Source organism: Mesorhizobium sp. ES1-3, assembly GCF_020164795.1.
Classification (GTDB): domain Bacteria; phylum Pseudomonadota; class Alphaproteobacteria; order Rhizobiales; family Rhizobiaceae; genus Mesorhizobium.
In genome coordinates this window covers 236,373-252,454 of record NZ_JAIUGW010000002.1, presented here as the reverse complement: position 1 = coordinate 252,454, position 16,082 = coordinate 236,373, and the positions used below count along the sequence as shown (strand labels likewise).

Here is a 16,082-nt window from a genome sequence, read left to right as displayed (position 1 = left end):
CCTCAATAAAACCTGTAGTCCTGCGCGATCTCGTCGCCGAGCCTGGTGTTGTCGCGAATGAACCCAGCCAGGAACTCATGCAGACCGGCGTCGAATATATCCTTGATCGACCCTGCCCTCAGCATTGCCTGCGTCTTTTCCGCCGTTGCGTGACACGCATGGCGCTCGCCATAGTCGTCGGAGAGGAACTTCAGATGCTCTGCCAGGAAGCGATAGCAGAAGGTCAGCGACCGCGGCATGCGGACGTTGAGGATCAGGTAGTCCGCGATATTGGTCGGCTTGTAGTCTGCGTCGTAGACCCAACGGTAGGAGCGATGCGCCGACACCGAGCGCAGGATCGATTCCCACTGATAGTTGTCGAGCGTCGAGCCGACCCAGGAGATCGACGGCAACAGCACATAGTATTTCACGTCGAGGATGCGCGCGGTGTTGTCGGCGCGCTCGACATAGGTGCCGAGCTGCGAGAAATCGAAAATTTCGTTGCGCAGCATGGTGCCGTAGAACGAGCCACGGATCAGCGCGGTCTCGCGCTTGATCGCGTCGAGCACGTTGGGCAGGTCGCGCTCGTCGATCGGCCTCGCCAGCATCCGTTTCAGTGCCATCCAGGCTTCGTTGATGCTCTCCCAGGTCTCGCGCGTCAGTGCGGTACGCACCATGCGCGCATTGTTGCGGGCAGTCTCGATCGACGACATCGTGCTCGATGGGTTCGACGTGTCGCGCAAAAGGAAATCGGAGACATTGGCCGCCGTATAGTCCGGGTATTTCTGCTTGAAGGCGACGTCGGAGCCGGCGCTGAGCAGCACCGAATTCCATTCCTCGGACGCATTCTGGGTGCGGGTCAGCGCCATGCGCAGCCCGGCGTCGACCAGCCGCGCCATGTTTTCCGCCCGCTCGATATAGCGGTTCATCCAGTAGAGCCCGTTGGCGGTGCGGCCGAGAAGCATGGAATGGCCCTTCGGGCTAGTGAGTAGGAATTAGCGAGCAGCGAATAGCAAGCGATTGAATTTCAACGGAATATGGCATTTCCCTGTCCCCTCTGCTTCCACTACTGACTACTGACTATTCCCTACTCACCCATTTTAATCATCCAGCACCCACGTATCCTTTGTCCCGCCGCCCTGAGAGGAATTGACAACCAGCGAGCCTTCCTTCAGCGCGACACGCGTCAGCCCACCAGGCACGATCTGGATGCGGTCGGAAACCAGCACATAAGGCCGCAAGTCGACGTGGCGCGGCGCCAGCCCCTTTTCAGTCAGGATCGGACAGGTCGAGAGCGCGAGCGTCGGCTGGGCGATGTAATTAGACGGCTTGGCCTGCAGCTTCTTGGCAAAATCCTGACATTCTTTCTTGGTCGCCGCCGGGCCGACCAGCATGCCGTAGCCGCCGGAACCATGCACTTCCTTGATCACCAGCTCGTCGATGTGTTCGAGCACATATTTCAGGCTGTCCGGCTCGGAACAGCGCCAGGTCGGGATGTTGCCGAGGATCGCCTTGCGGCCGGTGTAGAATTCGACGATCTCGGGCATGTAGGAATAGATCGCCTTGTCGTCGGCGATGCCTGTTCCCGGCGCATTGGCGATGGTGATGTTGCCGGCGCGGTAGACATCCATGATGCCGGGTATGCCAAGGGCCGAATCCGGCCTGAAGGTCAGCGGGTCCAGGAAAGAATCATCCACGCGGCGGTAGAGAACGTCGATCTGCTTGTAGCCTTCGGTCGTCCGCATCGCGACATGGCCGTCGACGACGCGCAGATCCTGCCCCTCCACCAGTTGCACGCCCATCTGATCTGCAAGGAAGGCGTGTTCGAAATAGGCGGAATTGAAACTGCCGGGCGTCAGAACCGCGATGGTCGGCGCGCCCTTGGTGCCTTGTGGCCGCACCGCCGCCAGCGACTGGCGCAGCAGCTGCGGATAATTCTCCACCGGCCGCACCTTGATCTTCTGGAACAGCTCGGGGAACAGTTGCATCATCGTTTCGCGGTTCTCCAGCATGTAGGAGACACCGGACGGCGTGCGTGCATTGTCTTCCAGCACGTAGAACTCGTCCTCGCCGATACGCACGATGTCGACGCCGATGATGTGGGTGTAGACGCCGGCCGGCGGCCGCACGCCAATCATTTCCGGCAGGAACGCCTCGTTCCTGGCGATCAGGTCCCTGGGGACGCGGCCGGCGCGAAGGATTTCCTGGCGATGGTAGATGTCGTCGAGGAAGGCGTTCAGCGCCTGTACGCGCTGCTCGATGCCTTGCGTCAGGCGGCGCCACTCATTGCCTGAAATGATGCGGGGAACGATATCGAACGGGATCAGCCGTTCGGATGCTTCCTGCTCGCCGTAGACCGCAAACGTGATGCCGGTCTTGCGAAAGACGCGTTCGGCGTCCTGCATCTTTTCGGTAAGTCTGGCTGGATCCTGCTCCTTCAGCCAGCGATCGTAAGCCGAATACGGTCTTCTAAGTCCGGAGACCTCCGGAAGCATTTCATCGAACGCGGCCAATCGCATACTCCCCTGTGACGCCATTTCACTGGCGTCGTCGGAGAAAATCAAGCGCAATCGGTGATTTGGGAGGTCCGGACGATCAGTATGTTGCGGCTGCCTAAAATTGAGGCAGCCTAAATATGAGCTTGATCAGGCTTTGCCTCATGCCCGGGCAAATGCCTCGCGCTGCTAAAAGGCGCGAAAGGTGACGACGGTGAACGTGTCCTTGATGCCGGGAAGAATCTGCACCTTCTCGTTGACGAAATGGCCGACGTCTTCCTCATCGTCGACATAGAATTTCGCGAGCAGATCGTAATTGCCGGCGGTGGAATAGATTTCCGAGGCGATCTCGGCGTCGGCAAGCGCGCTGGCAACCTCATAGGATTTGCCCAGCTCGCATTTGATCTGCACGAAAAACGCCTTCATGGCTTCGTCCCGCTAACTTCCAGGTCCAGCGGCCCTTCTGGCAGACTGGAGGCGGCCTTTCAAGCGTTGGAATGCGCACTTGGCCGGGCACCTGCTTTGGCAACGGCCTCGCGCAGCACACGCTCTCTCCCTCGGGGTCCATCATTGGCGCCTCTGAAACCGTGAAGCACCGTCACCCATATGTTAGGATGCCTCCTGGAACAGCGTTTCTGGAGGCGGCTTTTCGAAGGGACGGTGGAGACAGGCCATGCGCCGCGGCTTTTTCGCATTCGCATTCGTTTCGCTCATGCTGGTTTCCCAGGCGTTTGCCGGCGATGCCGAGATCAAGGCTGGCCAGGCCGTCATCGACGGTCAATTGAAGGCCCTCGTCGCCAATGACGGCGCCAAGGCCTACAGCTTCGCCGCCCCGAATGTGAAGCAGGTATTCCCGACCGTCGACGCCTTCATGAACATGGTGACCAACGGCTATCCGCCTGTGCGCAGGCCACAGTCCTACTCTTTCGGCAAGGTCGAGCAGAGGGGCCCGGGTTCGATCGTCCAGCAGGTGCTGATCGTCGGCCCCGACGGCAAGGACTACGAGGCGGTCTACACGCTACAGCAACAGCCCGACGGCACGTTCCAGATCACCGGCTGCAGCCTGCGGGCGTCGAATTCGCTGAGCACCTGAACGCTGCAGCGTCGGGGCGTTACAACACCGGGATATCGCCCCTCGCCCAGCCTTCGCTGATCTCCGCGCCGCGTGCCTCGAAGCTGCCCGCTTCGATCGCGGCCCGGATGTCCTGCATCAGCTTCTGGTAGTAGGAAAGGTTGTTCCAGGTCAGCAGCATCGCCCCGAGCGCCTCCTGCGAGCGCACCAGATGGTGCAGATAGGCGCGCGAATAGTCGCGCGCCGCGGGGCAATCGCTCTCTTCGTCGAGCGGGCGCGGATCGTCGGCGTGGCGGGCGTTGCGCAGATTGACCTTGCCGCGCCTGGTATAGGCAAGACCATGCCGGCCGGCTCGCGTCGGCATCACGCAGTCGAACATGTCGATGCCGCGCGCCACCGATTTCAGGATATCGTCCGGCGTGCCCACGCCCATCAGGTAGCGCGGCTTGTTGTCGGGCAGTTCCGGGCACGTGATGTCGAGCATATCGAGCATCACCGCTTGCGGCTCGCCGACAGCCAGGCCGCCGACAGCATAGCCCTTCAGGTTCATCGCGCTCAGCGCCTGCGCCGAGCGCACCCTGAGCGCGGCGTTGTCGCCGCCCTGCACGATGCCGAACATCGCCTTGCCTGGCTGGTCGCCGAACGCCGTCTTGCAGCGCTCCGCCCAGCGCAGCGACAGTTCCATGGCGCGCTCGATCTCTTTCACCTCGGCAGGCAGCGCCGTGCATTCGTCGAGCTGCATCTGGATGTCGGAATCGAGCAATCCTTGAATTTCTATGGAGCGCTCCGGTGACATTTCATAGGCCGCGCCATCGATGTGCGAACGGAAGGTGACGCCTTTCTCGGTCAGCTTTCTCAGCTTCGACAGCGACATCACCTGGAATCCGCCGCTGTCGGTCAGGATCGGGTGCGGCCAGCGGGCGAATTCGTGCAGACCGCCGAGCCGCGCCACGCGCTCGGCCCCGGGCCGCAGCATCAGGTGATAGGTGTTGCCAAGGATGATGTCGGCGCCGACGCCGCGCACCTGGTCCATGTACATGGCCTTGACCGTGCCACCGGTGCCGACCGGCATGAAGGCCGGCGTGCGGATTTCGCCGCGCGGCATGTCGATCAGGCCGCGCCGCGCCTTGCCATCGGTCGCCAGCACCTTGAAGCTGAACGTCTCAGTCATTGAATTCCTTGTCGTGGACCGGCGCATCCGGCGCCTGCCTGTCGAGCGATTGACGGTACCGGATGCAGCCTCGCATGAATTTGGGCCAGGGCGGCACGGCGATCGATGGCTCGGTCTTCTCAGGCAGCAGGTCCCACAGATCGGGGTGATGCCAGCACAGATCGTGGCCTGATGTATCGCGGTGCGCGCGAATGCCGGCGCGCAGCTTTTTCACTTCCGCGATCAGGCTTTCGCGATCGAGGGTTTGCAGATCATCGTCCATCGCTCATCTCCGCTCGGTAAAGCAGGCTTGCATCGCCATAGGAGTAGAACCTGTAACGGTTCGCGATGGCATGCGCATAGGCGGCACGCATCGTGTCGAGGCCACTGAAGGCCGAAACCAGCATGAACAGCGTCGAGCGCGGCAGATGGAAATTGGTCATCAGCATGTCGGCGGTGCGAAAGCGGTAACCGGGCGTGATGAAGATGTCGGTCGGTCCGGACCATGGCGCCAGCGTGCCGTCTTCACGCGCCGCGCTCTCCAGCAGGCGCAGCGAGGTCGTACCGACGGCAACGATGCGCGCGCCCCTCGCCTTCGCGGCGTTGAGCGCCTCGGCGGTCCCCGCGCTGACCGAGCCGATCTCGGCATGCATCTTGTGGTCGGCGGTGTCATCCGCTTTCACCGGCAGGAACGTACCGGCGCCCACATGTAAGGTGACGAAACGGCGCTCGACCCCCTTGGCATCCAGCGCCGCGAAAAGCTCCGGCGTGAAATGCAGGCCCGCGGTGGGTGCCGCTACCGCACCCTCTTCCCTGGCGTAGATGGTCTGGTAATCGGCACGATCGCGCTCGTCGTCGTCGCGCTTCGAGGCGATGTAGGGCGGCAGCGGAATGTGGCCGACCGCGTGCAGCGCTTCGTCGAGGAAAGGCCCGGATAGATCAAAGCCGAGCAGCGCTTCACCGCCCTCGCCTTTTTCGATCACGGTGGCGTCGAGCTGGCCGAGGAAACAGGAATTGCCGTCATGGCCGAAATGGATGCGGTCGCCGGCGGCGATGCGCTTTCCCGGCCGCATGAACGCCAGCCAACGGTCAGGAGCCATGCGCATGTGCAGCGTGGCCTCGACCTGCGCTTGTGTTTCGCCGCGCCGCCTCATGCCCTTCAGCTGCGCTGGAATGACCTTGGTGTCGTTGAAGACCAGCACGTCGCCGGCGCCGAGCGAGGACGGCAGATCGCCAACCGTCCGGTCCTCCAGCTCCTCGCCCGGCTTGATGACGAGCATTTTGGCGCTGTCGCGCGGTTCCGCCGGGCGAAGCGCGATACGCTCCTCCGGCAGGTCGAAATCAAAGAGGTCGACGCGCATCGGGAATCAAAACAGCCGAACGAGCAGCGCTCCGGCCAGCAGAAGCACCGCGCCGGCGATCCGGCCGAGCGAGATTTCACGCACCGCAACGCCAAGGAAGCCGATGCGGTCGATGAGCATGCCGGCGATCAACTGACCGGCCACCAGGAACGCCATCAGGGCGGCCGCACCGATGCGCGGCGTCAAGATGGTTGAAAGCGTTACGTAGAAGCCGCCGAGCATACCGCCGGCGACGAACAACCACGGCGCCGGCGCCTTCCAGTCGAGCGATATGCCTTGCAGCTTCACCAGCATGACCGAGATGATGCCAAGCACGACCGCGCCCGACAGGAATGAAAACGCTGCCGCCGCGACCGGGAGGCCCAGGCCGCGTGCAAGCTGCGAGTTGATCGGCGCCTGAATGGCAATGAAGGCGCCGGACAGGATGCCGAGAAGCGACCAGACGACGCCCATCATTGTCGTTTCGCCTTACTTGACGTCTGCCGCGACCTTCAGCGACACGATCTTGTCGGGATCCTGCACCGGCTCGCCGCGCTTGATCTTGTCGACATTGTCCATGCCTTCGATGACCTGACCCCAGACCGTGTACTGGCGGTTGAGGAAAGCGGCATCGTCGAAGCAGATGAAGAACTGCGAGTTGGCCGAGTTCGGGTTCTGCGAACGGGCCATCGAGCAGGTGCCGCGCCCGTGGTTCGCGTTGGAGAATTCAGCCTTCAAGTCAGGCTTTTCAGAGCCGCCCATGCCAGCGCGCGACGGCGCAAACGAGGGCTTGCTCGAATTGCCGAACTTGACGTCACCGGTCTGCGCCATGAAGCCTTCGATGACGCGATGGAAGACGACTCCGTCATAGGCGCCTTCGCGCGCCAGTTCCTTGATGCGGGCGACATGGCCGGGGGCCAAATCGGGAAACAGTTCGATGACGACCTTGCCCTTGGTCGTTTCCATGATGAGCGCGTTCTCGCGGTCCTTGATCTCAGCCATGTCAGATATCCTTTCGAGAAAATGAAACTATTTGTCGGCGGCGATGCGCACTTTGATCATGCGGTCGGGCTCGGTGACCGCGCCATTGTCCGCCTCGTCGCCCTTCTTGATCTTGTCCACCAGGTCCATGCCGCTGACGACATTGCCGACGATGGTGTACTGGCCATCGAGCGGCGGTGCCGGTGCGAACATGATGAAGAACTGCGAATTGGCGGAGTTCGGATCCTGCGAACGGGCCATGCCGACCACGCCACGCTTGTAGTGCTCGGTCTGCGAGAATTCGGCCGGCAGGTCGGGCAGGTCGGAACCACCGGTGCCGACGGCCTGGGCATTGAATCCCTTCTCCATGTTGCCGAACTTGACGTCGCCGGTCTGCGCCATGAAGCCGTCGATGACGCGATGGAAAGCGACATTGTCATAGGCATGATCGCGCACCAGCTTCTTGATCTGCGCTACATGCTTGGGCGCCAGGTCGGGGCGCAGCGCGACGGTCACGTCGCCATCTTTCAGCGTGATGATCATGGTGTTTTCCGGGTCGGCGGCATAGGCCGAAACGGATGCGGTCAAGAGACCGGCGAGCACAACAAAGAATGAGGCAAGCCTTTTGAGCTGCATGAGGATTTTCTCCAAGCTTATTTCGCGAATTTTGCGATGAGTGCACCGGCCACGGCCGCCGGCACGAAGGGGCGGATGTCGCCACCCATCGAGGCTATCTGGCGCACAAGTGTGGCGGTAATGGTTCGCACCGACGGGCTGGCGGGCAGGAAAACCGTCTGCAGCTCCGGCGCCATGGTTTCGTTCATGCCGGCCATCTGCATTTCGTAGTCGAGGTCGGTGCCGTCGCGCAGACCTCGGATCATGATCGAGGCGCCTTCTCTTCTGGCGGCATCGATCACCAGCCCATCGAAGGCGACGACCTTGATGCGGGCGCCATCGCGTCCGAATTCGGCTTTCGTGGCGGCTTCGATCAAGCGCACCCGCTCCTCGAAGGAGAACAGCGGCTTCTTGCCCGGATGAATGCCGATCGCGGCATAAACGATGTCGGCAACCGCCAGCGACGCTTTCAGCACATCGAGATGGCCGTTGGTCAGCGGGTCGAAGGAGCCGGCATATAGGGCGATGCGTTCGGTCATGCGGGAGCTTCTAGCGAGCCTCTCTAACAAAGGCAAATCCGATCGGCAGGCGGCCCGTGAACCTTTTCCGGCACATGAACGACAGATGAATACGCTGATCACGCAGCCTTCACGCAGCGTTCACTAGGTTCCACCCTTAATAAGATGAAACCAAACTCCCATATATCCGTTGGTAAGACGCAGGAGAACACGCACATGCTGATCTACATGCTCGCCACAGCGATGACCGTCGCCATGCTGATCGCCACAGTATTCGGGCTGCATCAGGAGGCACACCGCATCCGCGTCAAGGCAACCACAAAGCGCTTCGAAGGCTTCGGCCTCCGGAAGCCGTATCGTCACTACTAAGTCAGTCTTGACTTGCTGCCGCGCCGGCGATCAGGCCGGCGTTGCTATGTCAAACCGCTCCAGGAACTATTCGGCGCTATCCGGACCGTCAGTCGTCGAATTGGGCTCCGCGCCATCCTCGACGGCCTCTTCCACTTCCTCGTCGGATTGCGGCTCCGAGATTCGCTCGACCGAAACCACCTTTTCACCTTCAGCCGTGTTGAAGATGGTCACGCCCTTGGTGGCGCGGCTGGCGAAACGGATGCCGTTGACGGGCACCCGAATGACGGTGCCACCGTCCGAAACCAGCATGATCTGGTCGTCGTTGCCGACCGGGAAAGTTGCCACCAGACGGCCGATTTCGGCCGTCTTCGAGACATCTGTGGCTCGGATGCCCTTGCCGCCACGCCCGGTCAGGCGGAAATCATAGGACGAAGAGCGCTTACCGTAGCCATATTCAGTCACTGTCAGCACGTATTGTTCGTGCATCTTGAGGAACTCGTAGCGTTCGTCTGAAAGCTCCGTCTCCTCGCCGACCTCTTCGTTGGTCAGCGCGATCTCTTCCTCTTCACCGGCGGCGATACCGGCGGCGAGCCGCCGTTCGGCCGCCGCCCGCTTGAGATAGGCGGCGCGTTCGGCCGGCGGCGCATCGACATTCTCGATCACCGACATTGAGATGATGCGGTCGGTGTCTGCCATGGTGATGCCGCGCACACCGACAGAGTTGCGGCTCTGGAAGACGCGCACGTCGCCGACCGAGAAGCGGATGCACTGGCCGGAGCTGGCGGTCAAAAGCACGTCGTCATTGTCGGTGCAGGTCTCGACGCCGAGGATCTCGTCGCCCTCCTCCTCCAGCTTCATGGCGATCTTGCCGTTGCGATTGACCTGTACGAAGTCGGACAGTTTGTTGCGGCGCACGGTTCCGCGCGTGGTGGCGAACATCACGTCGAGCTCGCCCCAACTCGTCTCGTCCTCGGGCAGCGGCATGATCGTGGTGATGCGCTCGCCCTGCTCCAGCGGCAGCATGTTGATCAGTGCCTTGCCGCGTGACTGCGGATTGCCGATCGGCAGGCGCCAGACCTTTTCCTTGTAGACGATGCCGCGCGAGGAGAAGAACAGTACCGGCGTGTGCGTGTTGGCGACGAACAGCCGGGTGACGAAATCCTCTTCCTTGGTCGACATGCCGGAGCGGCCCTTGCCGCCGCGGCGCTGCGCCCGGTAGAGCGAAAGCGGCACGCGCTTGATGTAGCCGGAATGGCTCACCGTCACGACCATGTCCTCGCGCTGGATCAGGTCCTCGTCTTCCATGTCCGCGCCGCCGTCGGTGAGCTCGGTGCGGCGTGGCGTGCCGAACTCGTCGCGTACGGCGGCGAGCTCGTCCTTGACGATCTGCTGAATACGCGCGCGAGACGACAGGATGTCGAGGTAGTCCTTGATCTCGTCGCCGATCGTGTTCAACTCATCGGCGATTTCGTCGCGGCCGAGCGCGGTCAGGCGCTGCAGGCGCAGTTCGAGGATGGCGCGCGCCTGTTCCTCGGACAGATTGTAGGTACCGTCCTCGTTGATGCGGTGACGCGGATCGTCGATCAGAAGGATCAGCGATTCGACGTCACCCGCGGGCCAGCGCCGCTCCATCAACTGCTCGCGCGCCGTCTGCGGATCCGGCGCGGTGCGGATAAGCTTGATCACTTCATCGATGTTGGCGACGGCGATTGCCAGACCAACCAGCACATGGGCGCGGTCGCGCGCCTTGCGGAGCAGGAACTTTGTCCGCCGGCTGATCACCTCCTCGCGGAAGGTGACGAACGCCGTCAGCATGTCGATCAGGTTCAGCAGTTCCGGTTTGCCGCCGTTCAGCGCCACCATATTGGCCCCGAAAGACGTCTGCAGCGGGGTGAACCGGTAGAGCTGGTTGAGGACGACGTCGGCAACGGCGTCACGCTTGAGCTCGATGACGACACGATAACCCTGACGGTCGCTTTCGTCGCGGATGTCGGAAATACCCTCGACGCGCTTGTCGCGCACCAGTTCGGCCATCTTCTCGATCATCGAGGCCTTGTTCACCTGATAGGGAACCTCGGTGATGATGATCGATTCGCGGTCGTTGCCGCGCTGTTCGATGTTGACCTTGCCGCGCATGACGATGGAGCCGCGGCCGGTCGAATAGGCGCTGTAGATGCCGGAGCGGCCAAGCACGATGCCGCCGGTCGGGAAATCGGGGCCAGGAATGATCTCCATCAGCGCCGGCAGGTCGATTGCCGGATTGTCGATGACGGCGATGGCGGCGTTGCAGACTTCGCCGAGATTGTGTGGCGGGATGTTGGTGGCCATGCCGACGGCAATGCCGCCCGAGCCGTTGACCAGTAGATTGGGAAAGCGCGCCGGCAGAACCTTCGGCTCGGTGTCCGAAGCATCATATGTGTCCTGGAAATCGACCGTGTCCTTGTCGATATCCTCGAGAAGCTCGTGCGCGACCTTGGTCAGGCGCGATTCGGTATAGCGCATCGCCGCCGGCGGATCGCCGTCGATCGAGCCGAAATTGCCTTGCCCGTCGATCAACGGCACGCGCAGCGACCAATCCTGCGCCATGCGTACCAAGGCGTCATAGATCGAGGCATCGCCATGCGGATGATATTTACCCATCACGTCGGCAACCGGACGCGCCGACTTCACATATTTGCGGTTCCAGTGGTAGCCGCTCTCATGCGCCGCATAGAGAATGCGACGGTGCACCGGCTTCAGGCCATCGCGCACATCGGGCAACGCACGGCTGACGATCACGCTCATGGCGTAAGAAAGATAAGAACTCTGCATCTCCTCGATGATGGAGATGGGTTCAATGCCGGTGGGGCCGCCGTCGGCGCCGCGCGGTGTCTTTTGGTCGGTCAAATCGGATCACAATCTAAACAGGAATCACTCGCTGCTTATATAGGAAGCGAGGCTGAAACTCCAATGTCCGCGGCACTTTTCCAGTGTCATTTTTAGTGGTAATTTCAAAAGGATACCGCCAATTGCGACGATATGGCCGTTACGCTTTTCGCCGCCACCAAGGCAAAAGCCGGCAATGGACCGTTTCCCCCAGTCGAAAGCAGCGAGCGCGATGAGCCTGAGCTCGTGGCTGCCTTTGCGGGCGCCGCGCGGCTGGACACCGCGTGATCTCAATGGCGATCTCATCGCCGGTATGACACTGGCCGCGATCGCCATTCCCGAACAGATGGCGACAGCCAGGCTCGGCGGTTTTGCTCCCGAGCTTGGTTTTTTCGCCTTTGTCGCCGGTTCGGTGGCGTTTGCCCTGTTCGGCGCCAATCGCCACCTTTCGGCGGGCGCGGATTCGACGATCACGCCACTGTTTGCCGGCGGCCTCGCCATGCTGGCCGCATCCGGTTCGCCGCACTATCTGGCGCTGGCCGCCATACTGGCGCTGATGGTCGGGCTGATTGTGACGTTGAGCGGCATCCTTCGCCTTGGCTGGCTTGCCGATCTTTTGTCGGTTCCGGTCACCACGGGATTTCTGGCCGGCATCGCCGTCCATATCATCGTTTCACAGATGCCCGGACTGCTCGGCTTGCCCCCCGAGAGCGGTGAAACCTTACGACGTGTCGGCGAGATTGCCGGCAGTCTCCATCTCACCAATCCCTGGAGCCTCGGGCTCGGCCTTGGCGTGTTCGCGATCGTCCTTGGCGCCGACCACATCAGCCCCCGCATTCCCGGCGCCTTGATTGGCATGGTGCTTGCCACGACAGCGGTCGCCGTCTTCGGCCTCGAGGATCGTGGCGTCGAGGTGCTTGGCGCCCTGCCCAATGGGCTGCCGCACGCCGGACTGCCGCTTGCCAGTCTCAACGATGTGCAGGCGCTCGTTCCGCTGGCATTGCTGATCGCCATCGTCGTCATGGTGCAGACGGCCGCCACGTCCCGCTCCTTCGCCCAGCAGGGCGACGCGCCCGACGTCAATCGCGATTTCGTTGGTGTCGGCGCTGGCAGCATCGCGTCCAGCCTGTTCGGCGCCTTCGCCGTCAACGCCAGCCCACCACGCACGGCAATCGTCTCCCAGTCGGGCGGCCGCTCGCAATTCTCGAGCCTTGTTGCAGCGGCGATCGTTCTGGCCCTTGGCGCCTTTGGCGGCGGTCTGCTCGCCGACGTCCCGCAGGCCGCCCTCGCCGGGGTCCTGATGTTCGTCGCCCAGCACATTTTGCGCTGGAAGGTGTTCGCCAGCGTCTACCGGCAGGCGCCGGTCGAATTCGCATTGATCCTGATCACCATGGCGGCCATCGTCGTGCTGCCCATCGAAACCGGCGTGGCGGTCGGCATCGGCCTCTCGCTGCTGCATGGAATCTGGAGCGCGACCCGGACGCTGCCGATCGAACTGGAACAAGTGCCGGGAACTTCGGTCTGGTGGCCGCCGGCCAAGCCGGGCGCTGGCGAAAAACTCCCCGGCGTGCTGGTCGCGGCGTTCCAGGCGCCATTGTCCTTCGTCAATGCCGACCGTTTCAAACGCGGCTTTTGCGATCTGGTCGACGCCGGCAAGGGCGATGTAAAACTCGCCGTGCTGGAGGCCAGTAACATTGTCGAGATCGACTACACCGCCGCCCAGGCATTGATCGAAACCATCGCCTATTGCCGCAATGCGGGCGCAATATTCGCCATTGCTCGAATGGAGTCGGTGCGTGCCCAAGAAGCCCTTGCAAGGTTCGGCATCATCGATCTCGTCGGCCCGCAGCGGATCTTTCACAGTGTCGATGCCGCCATCAGGGCTCTGCATTCCGGCCAGCCGGAAAACCAGGAGAGTACGCCATGGTCGTCCTGAGAGAACCGCTGGTGACCCCGGTTCCGGTCAAGGAACTGCGGCCAACGCAGATTACCGTCGGGATGCGCGAGGTGGACCTCAAACGCCAGCTGATCCGCTCGCAGAGCGCCGCGAAAACAGGCGCTTTTCTGGGCAAGCACATGATCCCAGTCGTGTTGGGGCCCAAAAAGCGCAACTACGTCACCGACCACCATCATCTCGCCCGCGCCCTGATCGACGAAGGTGTCAAGGATGTGCTCGTGACGGTGATCAGCGACCTGTCGGCCCTGGACAAGGACGCGTTCCTTTTCATGCTCGACAATCGCGGCTGGATGCACCCGTTCGATGAAAACGGCCAGCGCCGCGACTATGCCGCCCTGCCAAAGACCATCGGCGAACTCGTCGACGACCCCTACCGGAGCATGGCGGGCGAACTGCGGCGGCTGGGCGGTTATGCCAAGGACACCACCCCGTTCAGCGAATTCCTGTGGGCGGATTTCCTGCGCCGGCGCATCGACAGGAGTGCGGTGGCGAAAAATTTCGACAAGGCGATGAAGGACGCGCTCGTGCTGGCCAAGGGCAAGGACGCCGACTATCTGCCCGGCTGGTGCGGGCCGATCATGGACTGATGCCGCGGGTGTGACGCGACTTTTCAGCTGCGGCCCGCGCGCCTGGCGCGATAGCGGCCCGGCGTCTCGCCCATGACACGCCGAAACCGCCGATTGAACGTCGACAGATCGTTGAAACCGGACTCGAAAGCAATTGCCGAGATGGCATCGTTCGATGTGCGCAATCGCACCGCCGCGCGATGCAACCGGGTCCTGAGCAGGTACTGATAGGGCGTCATGCCAGCGACATGCCGGAAGCTGCGCAGGAAATGATAGGGACTGGTCGCGGTCTCATCCGCCAGCGCCGGAAGCGAGATCGGTCCGTCGGCATCCAGTTCGATCCGCCGTACCGCTTCGGCAACCCTTTTCTGATCGCGGCGGCTTGGGTCGCAACGGGCATGCGTGGCGCCGGAGATTGTGGCCACAACGGCACCCCCAATGCGTAGGGCGAGTTCCTCGAATGCGCCCGTGTCGCCCATGTCGCGCGCGGCTTCCACCTCGGCCAGCAGCGGCGCCAAGGCCGCTAACGGCGGCAGGCGTGGCGCCGCGAAGGCGAGCGTCCGGGCGCCCGGTACGTCGGCCACGATTCGGTCCATATAGGTCGGCCCGAAATGGAAGGAGAGGCAACGGTCGCCGCTGCCGTGCTCGTGCCCGCATTCGTAGCATGTGCCGGAATTGCCGAGCAGGAGGCTGCCTGGCGCGAGCATTGCCGTGCCTTGCTGCGCGCGGTAGCGGAATGAGCCGCTGGTGACCGCCGCGACGCAGAAATCCCGATGCGCTTCCTCGTACGGCCGATCGCCGGCGCTGGCCGTGCAGATTACATCCGCCACGTGCCAACCGGGTCCGGATGCAAGGGTATCCGCAATCGCCGTCATGGCTGAAATATAGCAATTTTTCCCAAGCCCAGAACCCCGTCAGCGCCTATTCCTCGCGGTCTCCTGACAAGAAGAGACCCCAGCCATGTTCGACCAATCCTCGTTTGCCGAAGCCTTGCACAGTCCCGGACCGATCGAAGGGCTTGCCGAAAAACTGAACCTTTACGGCCGCTTCGTCGGCGCCTGGACGTTTGACGCCGCGCGACATCTCGAAGATGGCACGGTGCTGACCGGACGCGGCGAGGTGCATTTCGGCTGGGTGCTCGAAGGCCGCGCCATTCAGGACGTCTGGATCCTGCCCGCGCGTGACGCCGGCCCCTCGCCCTCGCTCGGCAAATGGACCTTTTACGGCACGACGCTGCGAGTCTATGACCCCGGCGTCGACGCCTGGCACATTTTCTGGAGCGATCCGCGCAACCAGTATTTCAGCCGCCAGCTCGGCCGCGCCGAAGGCGACACGATCGTGCAGGTCGGCGCCGATGGCACCGGCTCCTCCGTGCGCTGGAGCTTTTCGCGCATTACCGAAGATTCCTTCCGATGGCTCGGCGAGCGCTCGCACGACGGTGCGGACTGGCACCTCGAAGTCGAGTTCCTGGCGCGGCGGACGGCAACAAGATGAGGCTGTAATACATTGTAAGAATCGAGAAAAACATGTTCGATCATGTCTCAATCGGTGTCCGCGACGCCCAATATACCAGATACGAAAAGGCCTCGTGACTATGGCGATTTCTTCGTTTCTCACCGCTCTTGGATCCGAAGCTCCCACAGCCGATCGAGCGAAAGACATGGAGCTGTACCGCTGGCTGATCGGAAGCTGGGAAATGGAGCTGTACCGCTGGCTGATCGGAAGCTGGGAAATGGACACGGTCCGCCACCTTGACGATGGCACAATCCAGAAATGGACTGGAGAATGCCATTTCGGCTGGGTGCTCGAAGGCCGCGCGATTCAGGATATCTGGATCAGGCCAAGGCGCCCTGCGCGGTCCACTATGTATGGCACGACTTTGCGCATCTTCGATCCTGGGATCGGTGGCTGGCACATCATCTGGAATGATCCGCTCAACCAGGATTACTCGCGCCAGATCGGGCGGGCCGAGGGTAGGGACATTGTCCAGATCGGCGATGACTCGCGCGGTCTGCAAACTCGATGGCGTTTCACCGAGATCACGGCCAACAGCTTCCATTGGATCGGCGAGGAACGACCTTCCGAGAGCGACGCTTGGCAAATCACCTATGAACATTTAGCCCACCGAACAAAGCGCGTCGCCTGAATCGGTTTTCGACTCGACGCGACATACCGCATCGAAGTCTCCAGCCC

18 protein-coding genes are annotated in these 16,082 nt (G+C 62.1%); 6 read left to right on the top strand and 12 right to left on the bottom strand.

The window, feature by feature from the left end; all coding sequences use genetic code 11:
• Positions 1–2: 2 nt before the first annotated feature.
• The 3 genes from LB536_RS04250 to LB536_RS04240 all read right to left on the bottom strand — a co-directional run bounded on the left by LB536_RS04250 (position 3) and on the right by LB536_RS04240 (position 2,900).
• Complete coding sequence (locus LB536_RS04250) at positions 3–944, bottom strand: alpha-E domain-containing protein (protein ID WP_224590227.1); 942 nt, start codon at positions 942–944, stop codon at positions 3–5.
• A 135-nt stretch (positions 945–1,079) separates the two neighbouring features.
• Positions 1,080–2,492, bottom strand: a complete 1,413-nt coding sequence (locus LB536_RS04245; RefSeq protein WP_181182816.1) for a circularly permuted type 2 ATP-grasp protein — start codon at positions 2,490–2,492, stop codon at positions 1,080–1,082.
• A 171-nt stretch (positions 2,493–2,663) separates the two neighbouring features.
• The gene (locus LB536_RS04240; protein ID WP_010909609.1) at positions 2,664–2,900 is read right to left on the bottom strand and encodes an Lrp/AsnC family transcriptional regulator; all 237 of its coding nucleotides are present in this window, start codon (positions 2,898–2,900) and stop codon (positions 2,664–2,666) included.
• Between the two features lie 247 nt (positions 2,901–3,147).
• On the opposite strand from LB536_RS04240, the gene LB536_RS04235 reads away from it, so the two are divergent.
• Positions 3,148–3,567 carry a DUF4864 domain-containing protein gene (locus LB536_RS04235; protein WP_224590226.1) on the top strand — a complete coding sequence of 140 codons (420 nt, stop codon included), beginning with the start codon at positions 3,148–3,150 and terminating at the stop codon, positions 3,565–3,567.
• 19 nt (positions 3,568–3,586) lie between these two features.
• Here the strand turns inward: LB536_RS04235 and tgt are convergent, their stop codons facing one another.
• The 7 genes from tgt to coaD are packed head-to-tail and all read right to left on the bottom strand — an operon-like array spanning position 3,587 to position 8,171.
• Complete coding sequence (tgt, locus tag LB536_RS04230) at positions 3,587–4,717, bottom strand: tRNA guanosine(34) transglycosylase Tgt (RefSeq protein WP_224590225.1); 1,131 nt, start codon at positions 4,715–4,717, stop codon at positions 3,587–3,589.
• Positions 4,710–4,979, bottom strand: a complete 270-nt coding sequence (locus LB536_RS04225; RefSeq protein WP_224590224.1) for a hypothetical protein — start codon at positions 4,977–4,979, stop codon at positions 4,710–4,712. Before LB536_RS04225 ends, tgt begins: the two co-directional genes overlap by 8 nt.
• Complete coding sequence (gene queA / locus LB536_RS04220; RefSeq protein ID WP_224590223.1) at positions 4,969–6,057, bottom strand: tRNA preQ1(34) S-adenosylmethionine ribosyltransferase-isomerase QueA; 1,089 nt, start codon at positions 6,055–6,057, stop codon at positions 4,969–4,971. The genes LB536_RS04225 and queA overlap by 11 nt, the downstream gene beginning before the upstream one ends.
• 6 nt (positions 6,058–6,063) lie before the next feature.
• The gene (locus LB536_RS04215) at positions 6,064–6,513 is read right to left on the bottom strand and encodes a DMT family transporter (protein ID WP_224590222.1); all 450 of its coding nucleotides are present in this window, start codon (positions 6,511–6,513) and stop codon (positions 6,064–6,066) included.
• Positions 6,514–6,525: 12 nt separating this feature from the next.
• Complete coding sequence (locus tag LB536_RS04210; RefSeq protein ID WP_015317720.1) at positions 6,526–7,038, bottom strand: peptidylprolyl isomerase; 513 nt, start codon at positions 7,036–7,038, stop codon at positions 6,526–6,528.
• 27 nt (positions 7,039–7,065) lie between these two features.
• Complete coding sequence (locus LB536_RS04205) at positions 7,066–7,653, bottom strand: peptidylprolyl isomerase (protein ID WP_224590221.1); 588 nt, start codon at positions 7,651–7,653, stop codon at positions 7,066–7,068.
• A gap of 17 nt (positions 7,654–7,670) precedes the next feature.
• Positions 7,671–8,171: a pantetheine-phosphate adenylyltransferase gene (gene coaD, locus LB536_RS04200; protein WP_224590220.1), complete on the bottom strand. Its 501-nt coding sequence runs from the start codon at positions 8,169–8,171 to the stop codon at positions 7,671–7,673.
• Positions 8,172–8,366: 195 nt separating this feature from the next.
• Between coaD and LB536_RS04195 the strand changes: the two genes are divergently transcribed.
• Positions 8,367–8,519, top strand: a complete 153-nt coding sequence (locus tag LB536_RS04195) for a hypothetical protein (protein ID WP_224590219.1) — start codon at positions 8,367–8,369, stop codon at positions 8,517–8,519.
• 66 nt (positions 8,520–8,585) lie between these two features.
• Here the strand turns inward: LB536_RS04195 and gyrA are convergent, their stop codons facing one another.
• Positions 8,586–11,387, bottom strand: a complete 2,802-nt coding sequence (gyrA, locus tag LB536_RS04190) for a DNA gyrase subunit A (protein WP_140808548.1) — start codon at positions 11,385–11,387, stop codon at positions 8,586–8,588.
• A 211-nt stretch (positions 11,388–11,598) separates the two neighbouring features.
• Here gyrA and LB536_RS04185 point away from each other — a divergent pair, with 211 nt between their 5' ends.
• Together LB536_RS04185 and LB536_RS04180 are read left to right on the top strand one after the other, a co-directional pair.
• Positions 11,599–13,302 (top strand): SulP family inorganic anion transporter, encoded by a 1,704-nt coding sequence (locus tag LB536_RS04185; protein WP_224590218.1) that lies wholly within the window; start codon positions 11,599–11,601, stop codon positions 13,300–13,302.
• Positions 13,290–13,910: a ParB-like protein gene (locus tag LB536_RS04180; RefSeq protein WP_140757522.1), complete on the top strand. Its 621-nt coding sequence runs from the start codon at positions 13,290–13,292 to the stop codon at positions 13,908–13,910. The genes LB536_RS04185 and LB536_RS04180 overlap by 13 nt, the downstream gene beginning before the upstream one ends.
• Positions 13,911–13,933: 23 nt before the next feature.
• Here LB536_RS04180 and LB536_RS04175 read toward each other — a convergent pair whose 3' ends face one another.
• On the bottom strand, positions 13,934–14,764 hold the full coding sequence (locus LB536_RS04175; protein ID WP_224590217.1) for a helix-turn-helix transcriptional regulator: 831 nt from the start codon (positions 14,762–14,764) through the stop codon (positions 13,934–13,936).
• A gap of 85 nt (positions 14,765–14,849) precedes the next feature.
• Here LB536_RS04175 and LB536_RS04170 point away from each other — a divergent pair, with 85 nt between their 5' ends.
• A complete protein-coding gene (locus LB536_RS04170) occupies positions 14,850–15,383 on the top strand; it encodes a hypothetical protein (protein ID WP_140808552.1) in 534 nt (177 codons plus the stop codon).
• Positions 15,384–15,483: 100 nt separating this feature from the next.
• The gene (locus tag LB536_RS04165) at positions 15,484–16,035 is read left to right on the top strand and encodes a hypothetical protein (RefSeq protein WP_224590216.1); all 552 of its coding nucleotides are present in this window, start codon (positions 15,484–15,486) and stop codon (positions 16,033–16,035) included.
• The last annotated feature ends 47 nt before the right edge of the window (positions 16,036–16,082 follow it).